Origin of the sequence: Bradyrhizobium sp. RT6a (assembly GCF_040547675.1) — a bacterium.
GTDB lineage: Bacteria > Pseudomonadota > Alphaproteobacteria > Rhizobiales > Xanthobacteraceae > Bradyrhizobium.
Map to the genome: position 1 here is coordinate 24,310 of NZ_JBEPQC010000007.1, position 16,655 is coordinate 40,964.

General features: G+C 64.1%; 14 protein-coding genes and 1 pseudogene. 5 read left to right on the forward strand and 10 right to left on the reverse strand.

Annotation, left to right across the window (positions count from 1 at the left end; genetic code table 11):
* Window positions 1-215: 215 nt before the first annotated feature.
* From ABIC03_RS29450 to ABIC03_RS29460, 3 genes are all read right to left on the reverse strand, one after another.
* Window positions 216-1,103: an efflux RND transporter periplasmic adaptor subunit gene (locus ABIC03_RS29450; protein ID WP_354063266.1), complete on the reverse strand. Its 888-nt coding sequence runs from the start codon at window positions 1,101-1,103 to the stop codon at window positions 216-218.
* A 218-nt stretch (window positions 1,104-1,321) separates the two neighbouring features.
* Window positions 1,322-2,446, reverse strand: a complete 1,125-nt coding sequence (locus ABIC03_RS29455) for a lactonase family protein (RefSeq protein WP_354063268.1) — start codon at window positions 2,444-2,446, stop codon at window positions 1,322-1,324.
* Between the two features lie 121 nt (window positions 2,447-2,567).
* Entirely contained in the window at window positions 2,568-2,699 is a 132-nt protein-coding gene (locus tag ABIC03_RS29460) for a hypothetical protein (RefSeq protein WP_354063270.1), read from the reverse strand.
* A gap of 140 nt (window positions 2,700-2,839) precedes the next feature.
* On the opposite strand from ABIC03_RS29460, the gene ABIC03_RS29465 reads away from it, so the two are divergent.
* Together ABIC03_RS29465 and ABIC03_RS29470 are read left to right on the forward strand one after the other, a co-directional pair.
* Window positions 2,840-3,016 (forward strand): hypothetical protein, encoded by a 177-nt coding sequence (locus ABIC03_RS29465; protein ID WP_157233960.1) that lies wholly within the window; start codon window positions 2,840-2,842, stop codon window positions 3,014-3,016.
* Between the two features lie 96 nt (window positions 3,017-3,112).
* Window positions 3,113-3,235 (forward strand): hypothetical protein, encoded by a 123-nt coding sequence (locus tag ABIC03_RS29470; protein WP_354063273.1) that lies wholly within the window; start codon window positions 3,113-3,115, stop codon window positions 3,233-3,235.
* 72 nt (window positions 3,236-3,307) lie between these two features.
* Here the strand turns inward: ABIC03_RS29470 and ABIC03_RS29475 are convergent, their stop codons facing one another.
* The 7 genes from ABIC03_RS29475 to ABIC03_RS29505 all read right to left on the reverse strand — a co-directional run bounded on the left by ABIC03_RS29475 (window position 3,308) and on the right by ABIC03_RS29505 (window position 11,225).
* Window positions 3,308-3,667, reverse strand: a complete 360-nt coding sequence (locus ABIC03_RS29475) for a hypothetical protein (protein ID WP_473302867.1) — start codon at window positions 3,665-3,667, stop codon at window positions 3,308-3,310.
* A gap of 207 nt (window positions 3,668-3,874) precedes the next feature.
* Window positions 3,875-4,792 carry an MBL fold metallo-hydrolase gene (locus ABIC03_RS29480; RefSeq protein WP_354063275.1) on the reverse strand — a complete coding sequence of 306 codons (918 nt, stop codon included), beginning with the start codon at window positions 4,790-4,792 and terminating at the stop codon, window positions 3,875-3,877.
* A 93-nt stretch (window positions 4,793-4,885) separates the two neighbouring features.
* Window positions 4,886-6,091: an NAD(P)/FAD-dependent oxidoreductase gene (locus tag ABIC03_RS29485; RefSeq protein ID WP_354063277.1), complete on the reverse strand. Its 1,206-nt coding sequence runs from the start codon at window positions 6,089-6,091 to the stop codon at window positions 4,886-4,888.
* 102 nt (window positions 6,092-6,193) lie between these two features.
* Complete coding sequence (locus ABIC03_RS29490) at window positions 6,194-6,484, reverse strand: hypothetical protein (protein ID WP_354063279.1); 291 nt, start codon at window positions 6,482-6,484, stop codon at window positions 6,194-6,196.
* A gap of 98 nt (window positions 6,485-6,582) precedes the next feature.
* A complete protein-coding gene (locus ABIC03_RS29495) occupies window positions 6,583-7,542 on the reverse strand; it encodes a helix-turn-helix domain-containing protein (protein ID WP_354063281.1) in 960 nt (319 codons plus the stop codon).
* 213 nt (window positions 7,543-7,755) lie between these two features.
* Window positions 7,756-10,419 carry a bifunctional diguanylate cyclase/phosphodiesterase gene (locus ABIC03_RS29500; protein ID WP_354063283.1) on the reverse strand — a complete coding sequence of 888 codons (2,664 nt, stop codon included), beginning with the start codon at window positions 10,417-10,419 and terminating at the stop codon, window positions 7,756-7,758.
* A 104-nt stretch (window positions 10,420-10,523) separates the two neighbouring features.
* Window positions 10,524-11,225 (reverse strand): hypothetical protein, encoded by a 702-nt coding sequence (locus ABIC03_RS29505; protein WP_354063285.1) that lies wholly within the window; start codon window positions 11,223-11,225, stop codon window positions 10,524-10,526.
* A gap of 180 nt (window positions 11,226-11,405) precedes the next feature.
* Between ABIC03_RS29505 and ABIC03_RS29510 the strand changes: the two genes are divergently transcribed.
* The 3 genes and pseudogenes from ABIC03_RS29510 to ABIC03_RS39320 all read left to right on the forward strand — a co-directional run bounded on the left by ABIC03_RS29510 (window position 11,406) and on the right by ABIC03_RS39320 (window position 16,632).
* Entirely contained in the window at window positions 11,406-12,401 is a 996-nt protein-coding gene (locus ABIC03_RS29510; RefSeq protein WP_354063287.1) for a LysM peptidoglycan-binding domain-containing protein, read from the forward strand.
* A 94-nt stretch (window positions 12,402-12,495) separates the two neighbouring features.
* Window positions 12,496-13,815 (forward strand): Spy/CpxP family protein refolding chaperone, encoded by a 1,320-nt coding sequence (locus ABIC03_RS29515; RefSeq protein WP_354063289.1) that lies wholly within the window; start codon window positions 12,496-12,498, stop codon window positions 13,813-13,815.
* A gap of 110 nt (window positions 13,816-13,925) precedes the next feature.
* Window positions 13,926-16,632 (forward strand): annotated as a pseudogene (locus tag ABIC03_RS39320) (class I SAM-dependent DNA methyltransferase).
* Window positions 16,633-16,655: the final 23 nt, after the last annotated feature.

Genomic DNA, 16,655 nt, shown 5'->3' on the forward strand with positions numbered 1-16,655 from the left:
GATTAGCGAAGCGTAATCCACCACCTCTCTCTCCTCAGCGTGGAAAGCAAATAGGTGGATTACGCCTTCGGCTAATCCACCCTACGATCTACGTGCTCAGCGCACATCTGCAATCACATCGTCATTGCGAGCGCAGCGAAGCAATCCAGAATTTTCCCGCGGAAAGAGTCTGGATTGCTTCGTCGCTTTGCTCCTCGCAATGACGATCGTAGAGATTACTTCGCCGCTTCCGCGGCCATCACGGTGCGCACCGGATCGCCTTCGCGCAGCAGCGCGCCGGCGCGGGCGACGACGATATCACCTTCATTGAGGCCGTCGCGGATCTCGATATTGCCGCCCGACATCAGTCCGACCTCGACGCGCTTGGTCTCGACGCGGTTGCGGCGGATCACCTGCACGACGGTGCCCGCGGAGGAATACTGCACCGAGGTCAGCGGCACCGCGACGTTGCAGCTCTGGCCGGACTTGATCAGTGCGCGGCCGCTCGCATTCAGCAACAGCCGTTTCTGTGAGGAGATGCCGATATAGACCATGCCCTGCTGGATATTCGGCTCAACCGTCGGGCCGATGCGGCGCACCTTGCCGTCGATATCGCCGGCGCCGGCGATGCGCACGGTCGCCACCTGGTTGACCGCGAGCTTGCGCATATCGCTGGTCGCGACCAGGGCGACAAGATCGTACTCGCTGCGCGCCACGATCGTGAACAGCGCCTCGCCTTTGGCGGAGGCGAGGTTGCCGATCTGCGCGGTCGATGTGGCGATCACGCCTGCCACGGGGGCGGTGACCTGAAGCGTGCCGCCCTCGGGCAGCGCCAGCCGCGCCAGCACCTGGCCTGCGGTGGTGGTGTCGCCGGCTTCCGCCAGCACCTCCGTCACCTTCAGCCCGGGCCGCTCCGGCCGTACCGAGCTTGCCTCGCGTGCGATGATGGTGCCGGTGCCCTCGACGATGTCGGAGAAACAGGATTTTGCGACCTTCAGCACCGTGACCGCCGGCCCCTTGGGCGCGTCGTCATCGGCGGCGGCAACGGGCTGGGCGGACAGCAACAGCAGTCCGGTGAGCGCAACGAGATATCTGGAAACAGGACGCGCAGGCAATGAACGCATGGATCATTCCGGTTGGGGCCTTGACGGCCTCATCGTTAGCAGAAGCAATTGCGGCGGACCATGGGCCGGCCGGATGAGAATGCCGCAGCAGCACGGGCGGCGCGATACCGCCCGTTGAATTAGTCGCCGCACAAGCAAAGAGGTTCGCCGGTGGTCGCCGCCCAATCAACTCGTCATGTCCGGCCCGGCCATGACGACGAGGAGGTATCAGCTCCCCCTCACGGCAGGCTCAAGAACTCCACCCAGTTCGGCTTCTTGCCGGTGGCGTAGGATTTCAGCTTGGTCAGCGCGCCGCTGCTCTGGTCGATGGCATAGACCGTCATGCTGTCGGAGAGCTCGCCGACCGCGGCGAGGTAGCGCCCGCCGGGATCGATATGAAAGCCGCGCGGTTGCTTCTCGGTCGGGACGCTGCCGATCGTGGTCAGCTTGCCGGTTGTCGCATCGATCTTGTAGGCGGTGAGCGTGCTGGTGGTGCGCTCGGATGCGTAGAGGAAGCGGCCGTCGGGGGTGACGTGGATGTCGGCGGCCCAGGGCTTTCCGGTAAATCCTTCCGGCAGCGCGGTGGTGCGCTGGATCTCGTCCAATGCGCCGCCTTTCGCCTCATAGGCGAACGCCGCGACGTCGCCATTCAGTTCGTGGAGGAGGTAGACGAACTTGCCGTTGGGGTGGAACACGAAATGCCGCGGCCCCGATTTCTCCGGCACCTTGTGAGCCGGCGGATTGCTCGGCGTGAGCGTACCGGTCGTGGCATCGAACGCGAAGGCCAGGATCTGGTCCGAGCCGAGATTGGTCGCGAACGCGAAGCGGTTGTCGGGCGAGGGCAGGACGGCGTGCGCGTTCAGCCCGGTCGGGATCACCTGCTTCGGCTCGCCCACGACGCCGTTGGCAAGCAGCGGATTCAGCGCGACCTTGTTGCCGCCATAGGAGGCGCTGAACAGGAATTTGCCGCCGCGGTCGAAGGCGATATAGGCCATGCTGTCGGCGAGCGGGCCGTTGCCGATATGGCTGAGCTGGCCGGTCTTGGGATCGATCGCAAAGCTCACCGCGAGAAACGGCTGCGAGCGGACACCGGCGATCAGCATGCGATGATCGGGCGTGATCGCGAGCGGCGTCGAGGAGCCGGGCTTTTCGACGCCGGTGAAGGCGGCCGTCTGCACGGGCGTCATCTCGCCGCTCTCGGCCATCTTGAACACGCTGATGTCGTTACTGTCGGCGTTGCCGATATAGGCGAAGGTGTCGGCCATGCCGGCGCGGACTCCAGAAATGAGGGTAAGGAAAGCAAGCGTGGCGGCGATCGCGGCGCGGGGTACGCCGGATCTGATGCGTCGGGTCGGTCTCAACATGGGGTCCTCCTGGATGCCGGTGCGGCATTTGTCGTTTTGCCGGCGAGGATAGCGGCAGCCGCCCCGCCGCACCAAATTCCAATTGGGATCGATCGATGCCGAAATGGTATCGGTCGGAGGCTTACCGTATCGCCGCCGTGCGGGAGGGCAGATGAGGCCCGGGCGGGGTGTCGGGCGGCCCGAGCACGGTCCACACGGTGACCGCGAGCAGCGCGCAGGTCAGGATCGTCCAGGCGACGAGTCGTTTCCGCATCAGGCCGAATCCGTCAGTCATATGAATGAGAATGCTCCCCGGGGGGGGCGCCTGGCGATCGTGCACTGCAAATCGCGGCGATCCTATGAACTCGTTCACAGGCGAAGCGAACCAATGCCGCGCGAGCGCATTGAACCGGCATGCCCCGTGAAAACGATCTTGAAGGTAAGCCCGACATGGGCGGCAAGCATGGCGGTCAGGCCGGCCAGCCCAAGTCGCCGCCGCGCCCGCGTCAGGGCGAGCGCGATGAGGACGTCGTGGCAAAGCGCCACACCGGCCAAACCGATCCCGACTCCGCGCCGACCAAACCAAAATAGCACCTCGCCCGCGCCGCACTCGCACCGGGAACGGCAGCCTCGCCTTGCCGTTACCTTGATCCCGCGGGCGGAGCAGATCGAAACGGAGGCTGGCACGTGTTTTGGATTTATTGGAACACCGCCTGGTCGCTGATCATCAGCGGCATCATGTTCGCCACCATCGTCGCCCATCCCGACTCCGAGTTCGTCGAGATCCACGCGGCCAAGCAAGTGAAGTGAACCCACGCCGGCCGCTTCAACGGCGCATCATCGCATGCTGCGCCGAGCCCGGGGACATCAGAAGTCAAAATTTCAAGTCATGCTGCCGGGCATGAAGCAGCGGATCATGGCGCGGCCGTTGATGTAGTACGGCCAGACCATGGTGCGGCCGGCGCGGTTCGGCTCGGTGATCACGGTGTCGTCGGGTACCTCGATCCAGTCGCCCAGAAGTCGGACGCGATAGTGTCCATCTCTCGTGTCCCAGTCGACGTCGTCCAGCGCCGTGCCGTCGGCGTCGGCACAGCAGGGACCGCCGCCCTTGCTGCGCAGGCTCTCGAACCAGCCCTTGAGGGGAGAGTTCGCGTAGCGACCGTCGTCGCGGGCCTGCACGGATGGGCCGATCATGGCAGCAACCGCTACGAGAGTGATCATCCTGAATGCCGTGATCGCCATATCGCCTCGCTCGATCTCGTGCGCGCACGAGCGCAGACGAACAGCCGCCCGCTGCACGTGACACAATGCCGGCTGGCGCCCGCCGATCGGGTTCCAGCCGTCTCAGCGGGGCAACCGCGAGGGTCGATGTTTGATCCTATTTTCAAGGGCGCGAACTCATCGGTGCCACGAGTCCGCGCCCTGCTTCAGCTCTCACCCGGCAAGCGGTCAGTAGTCCCAGAACACCGGCACCCAACGAAAGGCGTCGCCGTCGGCTGCCACGCGGCCCACGGACGGGAACGGCAGGTGCGTCGCCACCAGCATCTCGCCGGTCTCGGCAAGCTGTCGCAACAGACGGATGCGAACGCGCGCCGCTTCCTCGGGGTCGTGCTCGAAACCGTTAAACCAGTCGGGTTGTTCGAACCCGACGGCAAACACGGCATCGCCGGCGAATGTCAGCGCGTCGTCGCCGGCCGCCATGCGAACCACGCTGTGTCCGGGGGTGTGACCGCCGGTGCGAAGGGCGACGACGCCAGGCGCAATCTCGTGCTTGTCATCGAACAACCGCAGCTGACTGCCGTACTCCTTCAGGAAGCGCTTGGCGGTCGATCGAAGCGCGTCCGGAAACCCTTCCGGCATGGCAGTGCGGGAGAAATCAGGCTTTTCCCAGAACTTGACCTCGGCGGCGGCGACGTGGATCCGCAGGTCCTTGCGCAGCTGCTGCTTCACGCCGTCGACCAGCAGGCCGCCAATGTGGTCCATGTGCAGATGGGTCAGCACCAGATCGGTCACCGCCGAAAGATCGATGCCGGCGGCCGCCAGTCGCCTGATCAACTGCCCGGCGCGCGGCAAGTTCAGGTTCGGGTCCGAGCCCAGTCCGGCGTCGATGAGGATGGTCTTGCCGCCGCTGCGAACCATGACGGCGTTCAGCGCCCAGTCGAAAGCGTCCTGCGGCAGGAACATGTCGTGCAGCCAGGTCGCCCGCACCGCAGGGTCGGCGTTGTGCGCGAGCATCTTGGTCGGCAGCGGCAGCACGCCGTCGCTGACCACCAGCACGTCGATCTCGCCGATCTTCAGCGCGTAGCGCGACGGAACGAGCTCTTCGGGTCCCGACGACACGGGAAATGAGGTGTTGTGCAGATTCATGTTGGTCTTCCTGTTCGAGGGTTGAGGCTTCCGGCTGGTCCTGTTGAACGGGCTGCGCCGCCGGGGAGAGCGCGGCCCTGATCGCTTGGTGGGTTAGAGGCTCGTCACCCGTTCCGGATCGGCCGACGCGAGCGCCAGGGCGCGCTCCGCCTTCGGCGGATAGATCCAGACGGTGTTGATCTCACGCTTGGTCTTCTTGGCGACGTCGCCGACCAGTTCGACCTTGCGCTCCCATCCGCGTGTGAACAGCGCGCCGGCTTCACCGAGGTCCAGGCAGGTGACGTAGGCCTTCTGGTGGTAGGGCCTGGTCGGAACGCCGAGCAATTCGGCCGCGGCATTGTTGCCGGCAAAGGCGCCCATCCGCGTGGCGTGCTGGCACGACATCAGTGCGTAATTGCCCTCGTCGTCGCAGGCGGCGCGTGCTGCGTCGCCGGCCGCGAAGACACCCTGAACGCCTGGCACCTGCAAGCAGCGATCGACCAGCAACCGTCCGAAATTGTCGCGCTCGGCGGGAATCTGCCCGGTCAGAGGCGCCGCACGAATGCCCGCTGCCCAGATCACCGTCTCGGTTTCAATGTGCTCACCGCTGGACAAGGTGACGCCGGCCGCGTCGAGCGCGGCGACACCGGCGCCGAGCCGTGTCTCCACGCCAACCTTGCGCAGGGCTTCCTCGATGACGGGGCGGGGGCCCGCGCCCATGTCGGGTGCGATCGCAGTGTTGCGCTCGACGATGACGACGCGAGTCTTGGCGTCGGTGCCCAGGATTTCGCGCAGCCGCGCCGGCATTTCGGTGGCGGCCTCGATCCCGGTGAAGCCACCACCGGCGACGACGACCGTGTCGCGTCCGTTCGCGGCGGGCCGCTTCGCGAGGCCATGCAGATGCTTGTCGAGCGCAACGGCATCGTCGAGCGAATCGACGCTGAAGCCGTGCTCGGCGAGGCCCGGAATGTTCGGACGGAAGAGCCGGCTGCCGGTGGTCACGACGAGGCGGTCGTAGGACAGCGTCTTGCGCGGGCCCTTCGCGGGCGTGATCTGCACCGTTCTGGCCTCGGTGTTGGTCGTCTCGGCGCTACCCTGGATGTAGTCGACGTCGATCGCCTCGAGGACGTCGAGCAGCGGGGCCGTCAGGGTTTCCGGCTTCGACTCGTAGAGTCGCGGACGGACCACCAGCGTCGGCTCCGGTGAGACGAGCGCGATCTGCAGATCCTGCGGCGAGGCGCCCCGGATGTCGCGCAGCCGGGCTGCGGAAAGGGCGGCGTACATGCCGGCGAAGCCGGCCCCGATGATGACGAGTCGCATGGATTTTCTCCTTGGTTGCTGTTCGAAAGACCGCGCGCGACCGCGCTGCTGCGTTGAGGTCAGCGTCCGGCGTCGGCGCGTGGGGTGGTTGGATCGCTGGTCTTAGGGTGCCATGCAGCGTGCCAGCAGCGATCTCGGCGGCTGGCCGTAGCCTGAGACAACGGGCTGCAGCTCACTTCGACTCCAGTTCTGATAGGGAAGACCGGGGCAATTTCGGATCATGATGGAAACGGGCGGTTGTGCCGGGTGCATGGTGTAAGCCGGAATTTCCACTTCCTCGCCCGTCGCCGACGTGAAGCGAACGGCCAGCGAGAGTCCGTACAAGGTCGCGGTCGCGAGGCTTCGGCGGCGTGAGGCAATCAACCGTCGGCTGACGAAGTTTTTCCAGGTCATCTCTGGTCTCCCTCGATTGGTCTGGACATGGCCATGATGTAGCCGACCCGATTTGCCGTTGCCCCAGCGCGATTGCCGTCGCTGTCGAGAGATTGCTGCTAACGCACGCGCCTGCGCCAATCGCTCGGCGTCTCGCTCGTCAGCTTCTTGAATGCCGCGGCGAAGGCGGTCTGCGAGGAGTAACCAAGCGCCGCGGCGATCGAGACGATCGATTCGTCGCTCTCCCGCAGCATCTTCATGGCCTGCTCGAGCCGGTGCTGGCGCAGCCAGGCATGCGGCGACAGCCCGGTGCTCTCCTTGAAGGACCGGCAGAAATGAAAGCGCGACAGACCGGCATCGGACGCCAGCGCATCGAGCGAGACGTCCGCTTCGCTATCGGAGCGCAATCGTTCGATCGCACGGAGCAGGACCTTCGGCGCCAGTCCGCCCATGGTCGGCTGGAACGTGGTTGGCGAGCCCGCATGCGCAGCCAAAAGGCGCGTGGCCAGAAGATCCGTGAGCTGATGCCGGAATAGCGTATCAAGGACGCCATGGCTCTCCAGCGAATCCGCCGCGCTCAGGAGCAGTCGGGACGTGATCGTGTCGGGATGCGCCGTTCGCTCAATCAATTCGGCGGGCCCGGCGGTCCCGGCCTCGCCGGCGATGCGCTGCAGCGTTGCGTCCGGAAGGTAAAGCTGCACGACGTCGACGGGCTTCGGAATGTCCCATCGGGAGCTCGACCCTTCCGGAACGATGTTCACGACCCCCGGACGAAACGTGCCGATCGCGATCGATCTTCCCGAGCGCCGCTCCATGCGCTGCATCACGCCTTTATGCGCCATGATCACGTGGTGGCGCATGGGCTCGACGACGTCGTGCAGCGGATCATGCTTCCAGTGCGCGATACCGGCACCGGAGGAGTCGAGCGCCATGCGAAACGGCTCGGTCCTGAGCACGCGCGCCATCTCCGCGTCGGCGGCGCGCCGCTCGGACGTCGAGCGGTCGTCAGGCTGTGCGTCGGGTGCGGGCGGCAAGCCCTTGTGCGAGGGATTGCGCATGAGTGCGGTGTTCCCGGTCATGGTGTGGCGCCTCCTGATCAGCTCGGGGTTTCGATCAGTCGTCCGTGTTTGTACGGAACTGCGCGTGTTCTAGGCGCCGCGATTGCCGGGCGTATTTCCTGAACCCGCCATGCTTTGTCTGATCCTGCTCCAAGCCGGCCGGCGCTTTCGCGAACGCACGGCGGGCGGGAGTGGAGGGAAATGCTTTATGCCAAAGCGTGCGGCAGTGCGCGGCTAAGCCGCCACTGCTTGTGCCAGCAACAGCTGCTTCAGTTTCGCCGCCGGCACGGCAGGGCTGAACAGCCAGCCCTGCATCTGGCTGCATCCGAGCTGGAGCAGCACTTCGCGCTGGGCTTCGGTCTCGACGCCTTCCGCGGTCGTCGCCATGTGACGGGCGGCGGCCATGTGCACCACCGCCTGCACGATCGGCGACGAATCCTCGGACTGGCCGATGTCGCTGATGAAGCTGCGGTCAATCTTGATCTTGTCGAACGGGAAACGATGCAAATAGCTCAGCGACGAATAGCCGGTGCCGAAATCGTCCAGCGCGATGCGCACGCCGAGCTCGCGCAGCTGCTGCAGGATCGTCAGCGCCTCCTGGTCGTCGCGGATCAGGACGGTCTCGGTGATCTCGAGCTCGAGCCGTCCGGGCGCGAGACCCGACTCGGCGAGCGCAGCGGCGACCTTCAGCGCCAGCGTCCGCGAGCGGAACTGCACCGGTGAGACGTTGACCGCGATCTGGATCTGGCCGGGCCAGGAGGCTGCCTCGAGGCAGGCCTGCCTCAGCACCCATTCGCCGATCTCGCCGATCAATCCGGTCTCTTCCGCGACCGGGATGAAGTCGGCGGGCGAGACCATGCCGCGCTCCGGATGGTGCCAGCGCAGCAGCGCTTCGCAGCCGGTGACGACATTGGCCGCGAGATCGACCAGCGGCTGGTAGTGCACCTCGAACTCGCCGCGGGGCAGCGCCTGCCGCAGATCGAACTCGAGCTGGCGGCGCAGCCGCGCCTTGGCGTCGTATTCGGGCGCGAAGACGCGGAAGGTGCGGCGGCCCTCGGATTTCGCCGCATACATCGCGAGATCCGCGCGCTTGAGCAGATCGTCGAGATTGTCGCCGTGGTCGGGCGCGATCGCGATGCCGATGCTGGCACCGGTCGGGATTTCCTGGCCATTGTAGTTTACGGGCGCGCGCAGCGCCTTCAGGATCTGCTCGGCCAGCGCCGTCAGCTCGGCCTCATCGCGGGTGCCGGCCTTGACGATGGCGAATTCGTCGCCGCCCAACCGTGCCACCATGTCGTTGCCGCTGATGCAGGCTCGCAGGCGGTTCGCGACCTGGCGCAGCAGCTCGTCGCCGACCTCGTGTCCCAGCGAATCGTTGACGCCCTTGAACTCGTCGACGTCGATATAGAGGATCGCGAACGGCTTGCCCTGGGCAAGCTCCGCGACGCGCCGCTCCAGATGGCCGCGCATCAGCACGCGGTTGGGCAGGTCGGTCAGCGCGTCGTAATGCGCCATATGCGCGATGCGCTCGTCGGCGCGAATGCGCTCGGTGACGTCGTCATGGGTCGCGAGCCAGCCGCCGGCGGCGCCGGGCTGGTTCTTGATCTCGATCAGGCGGCCATCGGAGGTCTCGACGATCGTACTCTGCGTCTGCCCGGCATTGCCCAAAATGCCGTCGCAATAGGAATCGACGTCGCCGTGGAACGAGCCCGTGTCGTGGCGATGCTGGATCACGTCGCGGAAATACGCGCCGGGCTTCACCACGTCGGCCGATAGTCCGTACATCTCGATGTAGCGCCGGTTGCAGACGATCAGCCGCTCATCCTGGTCGAACATCAGGAGGCCCTGCGTCATCGTGTTCATCGCGGTGTCGAGCTGCTGCTTCTCCACGGCGAGCCTGCGCGTCATCAGTCGGAAGATCAAATAGAGCGTCAGCACGAGCAGGCCGATCGACAGCACGGCGACGGTCACGAAGAATTTCGTTTGGGTGTGCCATGTCGCCAGCGTCGCATCCAGCGACTTGGTCGCGACCACCACCAGCGGCTCGCCGGTCAGGAGGCGAGCGGCGACGATGCGGTCCTTGCCGTCGATCGGGCTTGCGAGCTGGGTCGTGACGAAGGTGCGCTCGAACACCGCCATCTGCTCGCGCGTGCCGTTGCGGAAGTTCTGCCCGATCATCGCGTCGACGTGCGGAATGCGCGCGAGCAACTGGCCGTTCTGGTGGTGCATCGCGATCGAGGATTCCTCGCCGAGCCCGCTCGAGGCGAAGAAGGATTCGAGCTGGTCCGGCGTGATCGCGCGCGAGACCAGCCCAAGGAATTCGCCGTGGGGGCCGGAGACGCGGCGCGCGAACACGATCGCCGGTCCGCTGCCCAACCGTCCGGGCACCACCTCGACCTCTTCCTGCGAAGCCGGATCGTTCTTGAGGCGATTGAAATAGCCGCGGTCGGCGACCGAGACATCGGCGACCGGCCAGCGCCGCGACGAGTTGATCAGCACGCCCTTGGCGTCGAACACATTGGCGCCGGCAACGTCCGACCAGCCGCTGGCTTTGGCGCGCAGCACCTCGTGCACGGCGAGCGTGCCCATCTCGCTGCGGAAGACGTCGGCGGATTCGATGCCGTGGCTTTCGAGCTCGGCGATGATGCTCTTCTGCAGCACCGCGAAGTCTTCGAACTCGCGGTCGAAATGGCGGGCAAGCAACCGGACCGCGCTCTCCAGGCTGTCGCGGCCGCCTTCGATGGCATTCTGCCGGAAGCGGTCGACGGTGAGCGCGGTGCCGATCGCCATTGCGGCCATCAGCACGAAACCGCCTGCGATCAGCCATGTCAGTGGCGCGCCGCGCCAACGGCGCAGCGACGCGCGCATGCGCGCGCTCCACCGGATAGATGTGCCCATGCAGCCCTCCCGTGGGATGCAAGATGCAGCAAAACTGACAAGAGCCAGTTACCAGCGAGGGTTAGGAAAGCATGAATCGGAACGGAATCAGAGGGTTGGTTCCCTCAGCGTCGGATCTCCCATCTCAGCGCTTCTGCATTTGCCTTCGCGAACATCGCCGGCACGTCGAAGGTCCCGGTCTTGAGATCATAGCGGCAGCGCCAGTCGGCCAATCCCTTCACGGCGACGGTCTTCGGGTGCTTGTCCATTTCGCCTGACAGCGAGATCACGAGGTAACGGTTGTCGGGCCAGTGCACGCCGAGCCCGCGATAGGCCTCTTCGGTGCCTTTTACGAGATTGGCCGAGATGTGGTAGTCGAGCTTCATCTTCCTTGTGTCCGGCCGGCTGTGGAAATAGGCCCAGGCCAAATCGCTGAGCGAGGTCTTCGTCGCGCTGACGAAGGCGCCCTTCTCGACATGATAGAGATAGAGATCCTGCTCGCCGGAACCGGTCTTCTGCATCCGGAGCAGCCATTGCGAGTCGGGCGTGAAGCGGAATCTGGCCCCGTAGCCCTGCTCGGGCTTCAGCTCCGTCATCTGTTCACCACGCCTCGCCCAAACCTGCCATTTGACTTCGAAATCTCCGCCGTCCTTCATGTACTGCTCAATCCTGGTGGCGCCGTCGGGCGAGGTGAAGGCGAGATCGGCATTGTCGGTGAGGATGTACTCCGGCGGCGGGCTGGAAGCGGCGAGCCCCGGAGTTGCGGCCAGTGTGAGGGCAAGCACGAGCCCAACAGGCCATTGTGCGGGACGGAAAAATGCGTTCACGGACAATTCCCAAGAAAATGCCGCGATGCGGCCTTGAGCATTTGACCCCGGCGGGGGTGCGTCGGTTCATCCCCGTGCCGGCTCATCATCCTATCGACCGTCTTGCTGCCGTGGCCAAAACGGCGCAACTTGCCGGCTAGATTGATTTGCAAGGTTCTTCCTGATCAAGGTTCGTTTCCGATGGTGACCGCATCCAAGGCCTTCATTGCATTCTGTCTGCTCGCGGTGGGCGGTGCCGTGCTGGTGGTCGGCCCCAACGAGCTGCGTCGCCTGCTGCCGAACGGGGCGAAGACCGACAGCGTGGTCGCCGCCAAGCCGGAGGCCAAGGTCGAACCCAAGCCGGAACTCAAGCCGGAAGAGCCCAAGCTAGCCGCAAACGCGCCGCCGGCGCCGGCCGCGTCCCCCGCCCCTGAAACGAAGACGAGTGCGCTGGCCGAGACACAAAAGCAGGTCACGGCCGCGCTTGCCGATCTCGCACCGGTCAAGCCGCCGGCGGCGGTTGCCGATACCGGGCCCCGTTTCGATGTCGCGCGCGTCGACGATCACGGCGAGGCGGCGGTGATCGCTGGCCGGGCGACGCCGGGCGCCAAGGTCGAGCTGTTGCGCGACGGCAAGCCGCTCGACACGGTGGTTGCGGATGCCTCGGGCCAATTCGTGATGATGCCGCCGCAGCTTCCTGCCGGTTCCTATGAGCTGACCCTGCGGGCGAAATCGCCTGACGGCACCGTCACGCAATCCGGCCGCAGCATGCCGGTGGTGATCGCCGAAGCCGCGCCGCCGCCCGCGCGGCCTGCACTGGTCGCGAGGCAAGAGACGAAGCAGGAAGCGAAGGCCGACAAGCCTGACGACAAGTCGGACGTCGTGGCATCGGTATCGGACAGGCCCGCGGTCCGGCCCCGAGTGATGGGCGCAGCGAAACCCAGGGTGATGGCGCGGGCTCCCGCGGCCACGACCGTTGCATCGGCCTCACCGGCGGAAATCGTCGGCGGTGCACCGGCGGAAGCAGGCGGCAGCCGGGTGATCTCCCGCGGCGACAGCCTGTGGGCGCTCAGCCGGCTCGCTTATGGCGACGGCGCCCGCTTTGCCGTGATCTACAACGCCAACCGCGCCAAGATCCACAATCCCAATCTGATCTATCCCGGCCAGACCTTCGTGGTGCCGCAGAAGACGGAGTGACACCGCATCGGCTCTGCCGGTGCGCGTTGCGACGCTTTGCCCTGTACGCTTCCGGAACATTTGGTTCCCTCGCGCGTCGTTGTGATGCGACGCGATGCGCGCTTGGCGCCGGAGGAGGGCCAAGGTGGACAGGTCAGTGGTCAAGTCGAGATCACGCTTGGGGCTGGCGCTATCAGGCGCAACCCTCGTGATTCTGGCGGCGCTGTTGTCAGGTCGGGCCGAGGCGCAGTTCGGCTTCCGCGGCGGCCCGCTCGGTGTCGCGCGCTTTGCCGTCGGCCACATGATCGGCATGTCGCGCCTGCGCCATGCCCGGATGGCGGTGCGGGGCGGCCGATATCGCTCCGCAGCGTTGAGGTCGCAAGATCCTCGCGGTGTTGAACGAGGGCAGCCTGCCAATCCCTACGTCATGCGTGCCGCGATGACGGCGCAGGCCGCGCTGTCGGGCTGGCATGGCGGCCGCCGTCCGCAGGGCTGGTGGCGCCACCCCGACGGCAACTACGGCTGGGTAGGCCCGGTGTTCTGGCCGTTCGCGCATGACGATCTCACCACCGCAATCATCCTCGGCGATGCGACCAGCCTCTCGCTCTATGGCTATGGCGACATCTATGCCGCGATCTTCGCGCCCTATGCGGCCACCGAGCTTGCCGCCTACACCGCGCCGCACGGCCGGCGCGGACGGCGAGTCCCGACCGCGGAGACGGTCTGCGATGCCAGCGACACCGGGGGCCTGCCGGTCGATCGCATCGCCGCTGCCGTGCAGCCGAATGAATTGCAGCGCACAGCGCTCGACGAGCTCGCGACCGCATGGCTATCTGCGCGCGACACCATCCGCGCCGCCTGTCCAACGCAGGTCCCGGCGACGGCCATGGAGCGCCTCGGCCTGATGCGCGAGCGCATCGAGGCCATGATCAAGGCAACGGACGCGGTCGCGCCGTCGCTCGCAAAATTCGTCGATCTCCTCGACGACGACCAGAGGGCCAAGCTCGATGGCCTCGCCAAGGAGCGCCGCGCCGCGCTCGCAGCCATCCAGCAAAAGAATCCCCAGGCGGCATCGGCCTGCCAGGCGAATAGCGATCCCCGCTACGACGAGAAGCTGCAGCGCCAATACGAGCAGCTCATTCAGCAGCAATGGCCCGCGGCCGAGATCGCCTCAACGCTCAAGCTCGACGACACCGGCCGCGCCCGCCTCGACGTGCTCCAGGACACCACGCTGCGCACCATGGAAACGCTGAGCGCCTGTCCATCACAGGCAGCACCGACACCGCAGGCCCGTCTTTCCGATGTGAAGGCGCGGCTCGAGACGATGCTGCAAGCCGTGAACGGCGTCAGCGACGCGCTCGACGATTTCGAGGCCGATCTGAGCGACGAGCAGAAGGCGGGGTTCGAGGCGATGGGGTCGAAGCGCGGGGCGTGACGCTCGCGCCCGCAGTGCCTTTCCTTTCCATGAGCCCCCTCTTGAGGGAGTTGCCACGGCCTGCCTTCTGAGGCACTCCTGTGCCCGGATATCCGCCGGGCCAGGGACTTATGAACGCCGTTGAAATTGAAGAGGCCATCTCCGCGCTGGCCGAACAACCCTTTGACGCCGCAGAGTTTCCCTTCGCTTTCCTCCAGGCCTTTGGAAACAAGGAGACGACGCTCAAGCGTCTGCGCAAAGGCGAGACCAACAAGTCCGATCTGGGCGGCGTGCTTCAGACCAGCAATATCCACATCGGCGTTGCTCCGTCCGGCGAGGTTACGAAAACGCTTACTGCCAAAGCAAAATTTGTCCTCGCAACCGATGGCGAAACGTTCGAGGCCGAGGACTTGACCAGCGGCGAGACCGTCGCCTGCACCTATCCCGAGTTTCCCGACCACTTCGGTTTCTTCCTGCCGCTGGCCGGCATCACCACTGTCAAGCAAATTCGCGAGAATGCCTTCGACATCCGCGCCACCGGCCGTCTCAACCGGCTCTATGTCGAGCTGCTCAAGACCAACCCGGAATGGGGCACGTCCGAGCGCCGCCACGACATGAACCATTTCATGGCGCGGCTGATCTTCTGTTTCTTCGCCGAGAGCACCGACATCTTCAACGGCAATGATCTGTTCACCGCGACAGTCGCGCAGATGAGCGATGCGACCAACGCGCACGAGGTGATCGGCGCTGCGTTCCGGGCGATGAATACGGCGATCGCGGATCGATCGATCGCGAAGCTACCGCGTTGGGCCGACGCCTTTCCCTACGTCAACGGCGGTCTGTTTTCCGGCGGCCTCGACGTGCCGCGCTTCAGCCGGATCGCACGCTCCTATCTGCTGCACATCGGCAGTCTGGATTGGCGGAAGATCAATCCTGACATCTTCGGGTCGATGATCCAGGCTGTCGCGGAAGACGAGGAGCGCGGCGCGATAGGGCTGCATTACACCAGCGTCCCGAACATCCTGAAGGTGCTCAATCCGCTGTTTCTGGACGATCTGCGTGAGCGCCTTGCGGAAGCGGAGAGCAATTCGCGCAAGCTGCTGAATCTTCGCAATCGCATGTCGCGGATCAGGGTGTTCGATCCGGCATGTGGGTCAGGAAATTTTCTTGTCATCGCGTACAAGGAAATGCGCGAGATCGAGGCGCGAATCAATCGGTTGCGCGGCGAGCCTGAGCGTCGCACAGAAATCCCGCTCACCAATTTCCGTGGCATTGAGTTGCGCGATTTTCCTGCCGAGATCGCGCGCCTCGCTCTGATTATCACGGAGTACCAGTGCGACGTACTTTATCGAGGTCAGAAAGAGGCGCTGAAGGATTTTTTGCCGCTTGATTCCGAAAATTGGATTACATGCGGCAATGCCTTGAGATTGGATTGGTCAATTGTCTGTCCACCTGCGGGCACTGGACCGACTCATTATGCAAGCGACTCATTTCGATCGTCGCTTGACCAGCCTGTGATCGACTTCGAGAATGAGGGTGGCGAAACTTACATTTGCGGAAATCCGCCTTATCAAGGCAGCATGAATCAATCGCCTGGCCAGAAACAAGATATGGCTCATGTATTTCGCCGCTATCTAAAAACATATAAGGATCTAGATTATGTTGCGAGTTGGCTCGTCAAGGCGGCTGAGTATTCCCAATTTGCGGATGCTTGCAGTGGGTTTGTAACCACCAATTCAGTCTGCCAAGGAGAGCAGGTTGGTATGCTTTTGGCCCATCCTTTTCAAGCATGGGCAAAGAATATTCTTTGCCCATGCCTCCTTTAGGTGGGCCAACAACGCCTCTAACAACGCAGGCGTTACATGTATAGTTCTTGGTTTGCGCCGAGAGCCCGTCTCACGAGCTCAACTTTATGAGGGGGAAATAAGTAGGGCGGCGCCTAGCATCGGTCCTTATTTGATACCCTCCACGGACGTGATCGTTTCGAAATCAAATAAGCAGCTCTCAGGATTGCCTGAGATGGTTTCGGGGAACAAAGCCTCAGATGGCGGCAATTTGATTTTCTCCCGCAATGAGGTCGATCAAGTAATCGAACGGTTTCCAGAGACCATGCAATTCTTCCGCCGGCTGGAGGGCGCAAAGGAGTTTATCCAAGGCTCCCTAAGATGGTGCCTCTGGCTGGGTTCTGACGATCTGCAGGCCGTCTCAAAAGTTCCAGATCTGCAGAGCCGCATCGATGCTACGCGACGAGTGCGAGAGGAAAGTAGAGGTAAGCAAGCCAATGATGCCGCCAATTCACCTCACCGCTTTGTATTCGCTCCCCATCGAGCAGGCACTGCTCTTCTAATTCCATTCGTATCATCAGAACGCAGGCATTACTTGCCGTGCGGACTCTTTGATGAGCGGACTGTAATTGTTGCGCCCAACCAAGTTCTTTATGGCGCGCCCGTTTGGTGCCTGAGCATCCTATCCTCCCGTCTCCATCTGGTTTGGATTGCGACCGTTTGCGGCAAAATGAAAACCGACTTTCGGTACTCGAACGCACTCGGTTGGAATACTTTTCCAATTCCAACGCTCACGGACAAAAATACGGCTGATTTGACCCGTTGCGCCGAAGACATCCTTCTGACGCGAGAGTCGCATTTCCCAGCAACGATTGCTGAACTCTACGATCCCGAAAAGATGCCCGCCGATCTGCGCGAAGTCCATGACCGCAACGACGAGGTGCTGGAGCGCATCTACATCGGCCGTCGCTTTCGCAACGACACTGAACGGATGGAAAAGCTGTTCGAGCTCTACACCAAGAGCCTGCCCAAGAAGGCGTTACAGGAAGCCTGAGCGCGCAGCTTCGTGAGTAGCGA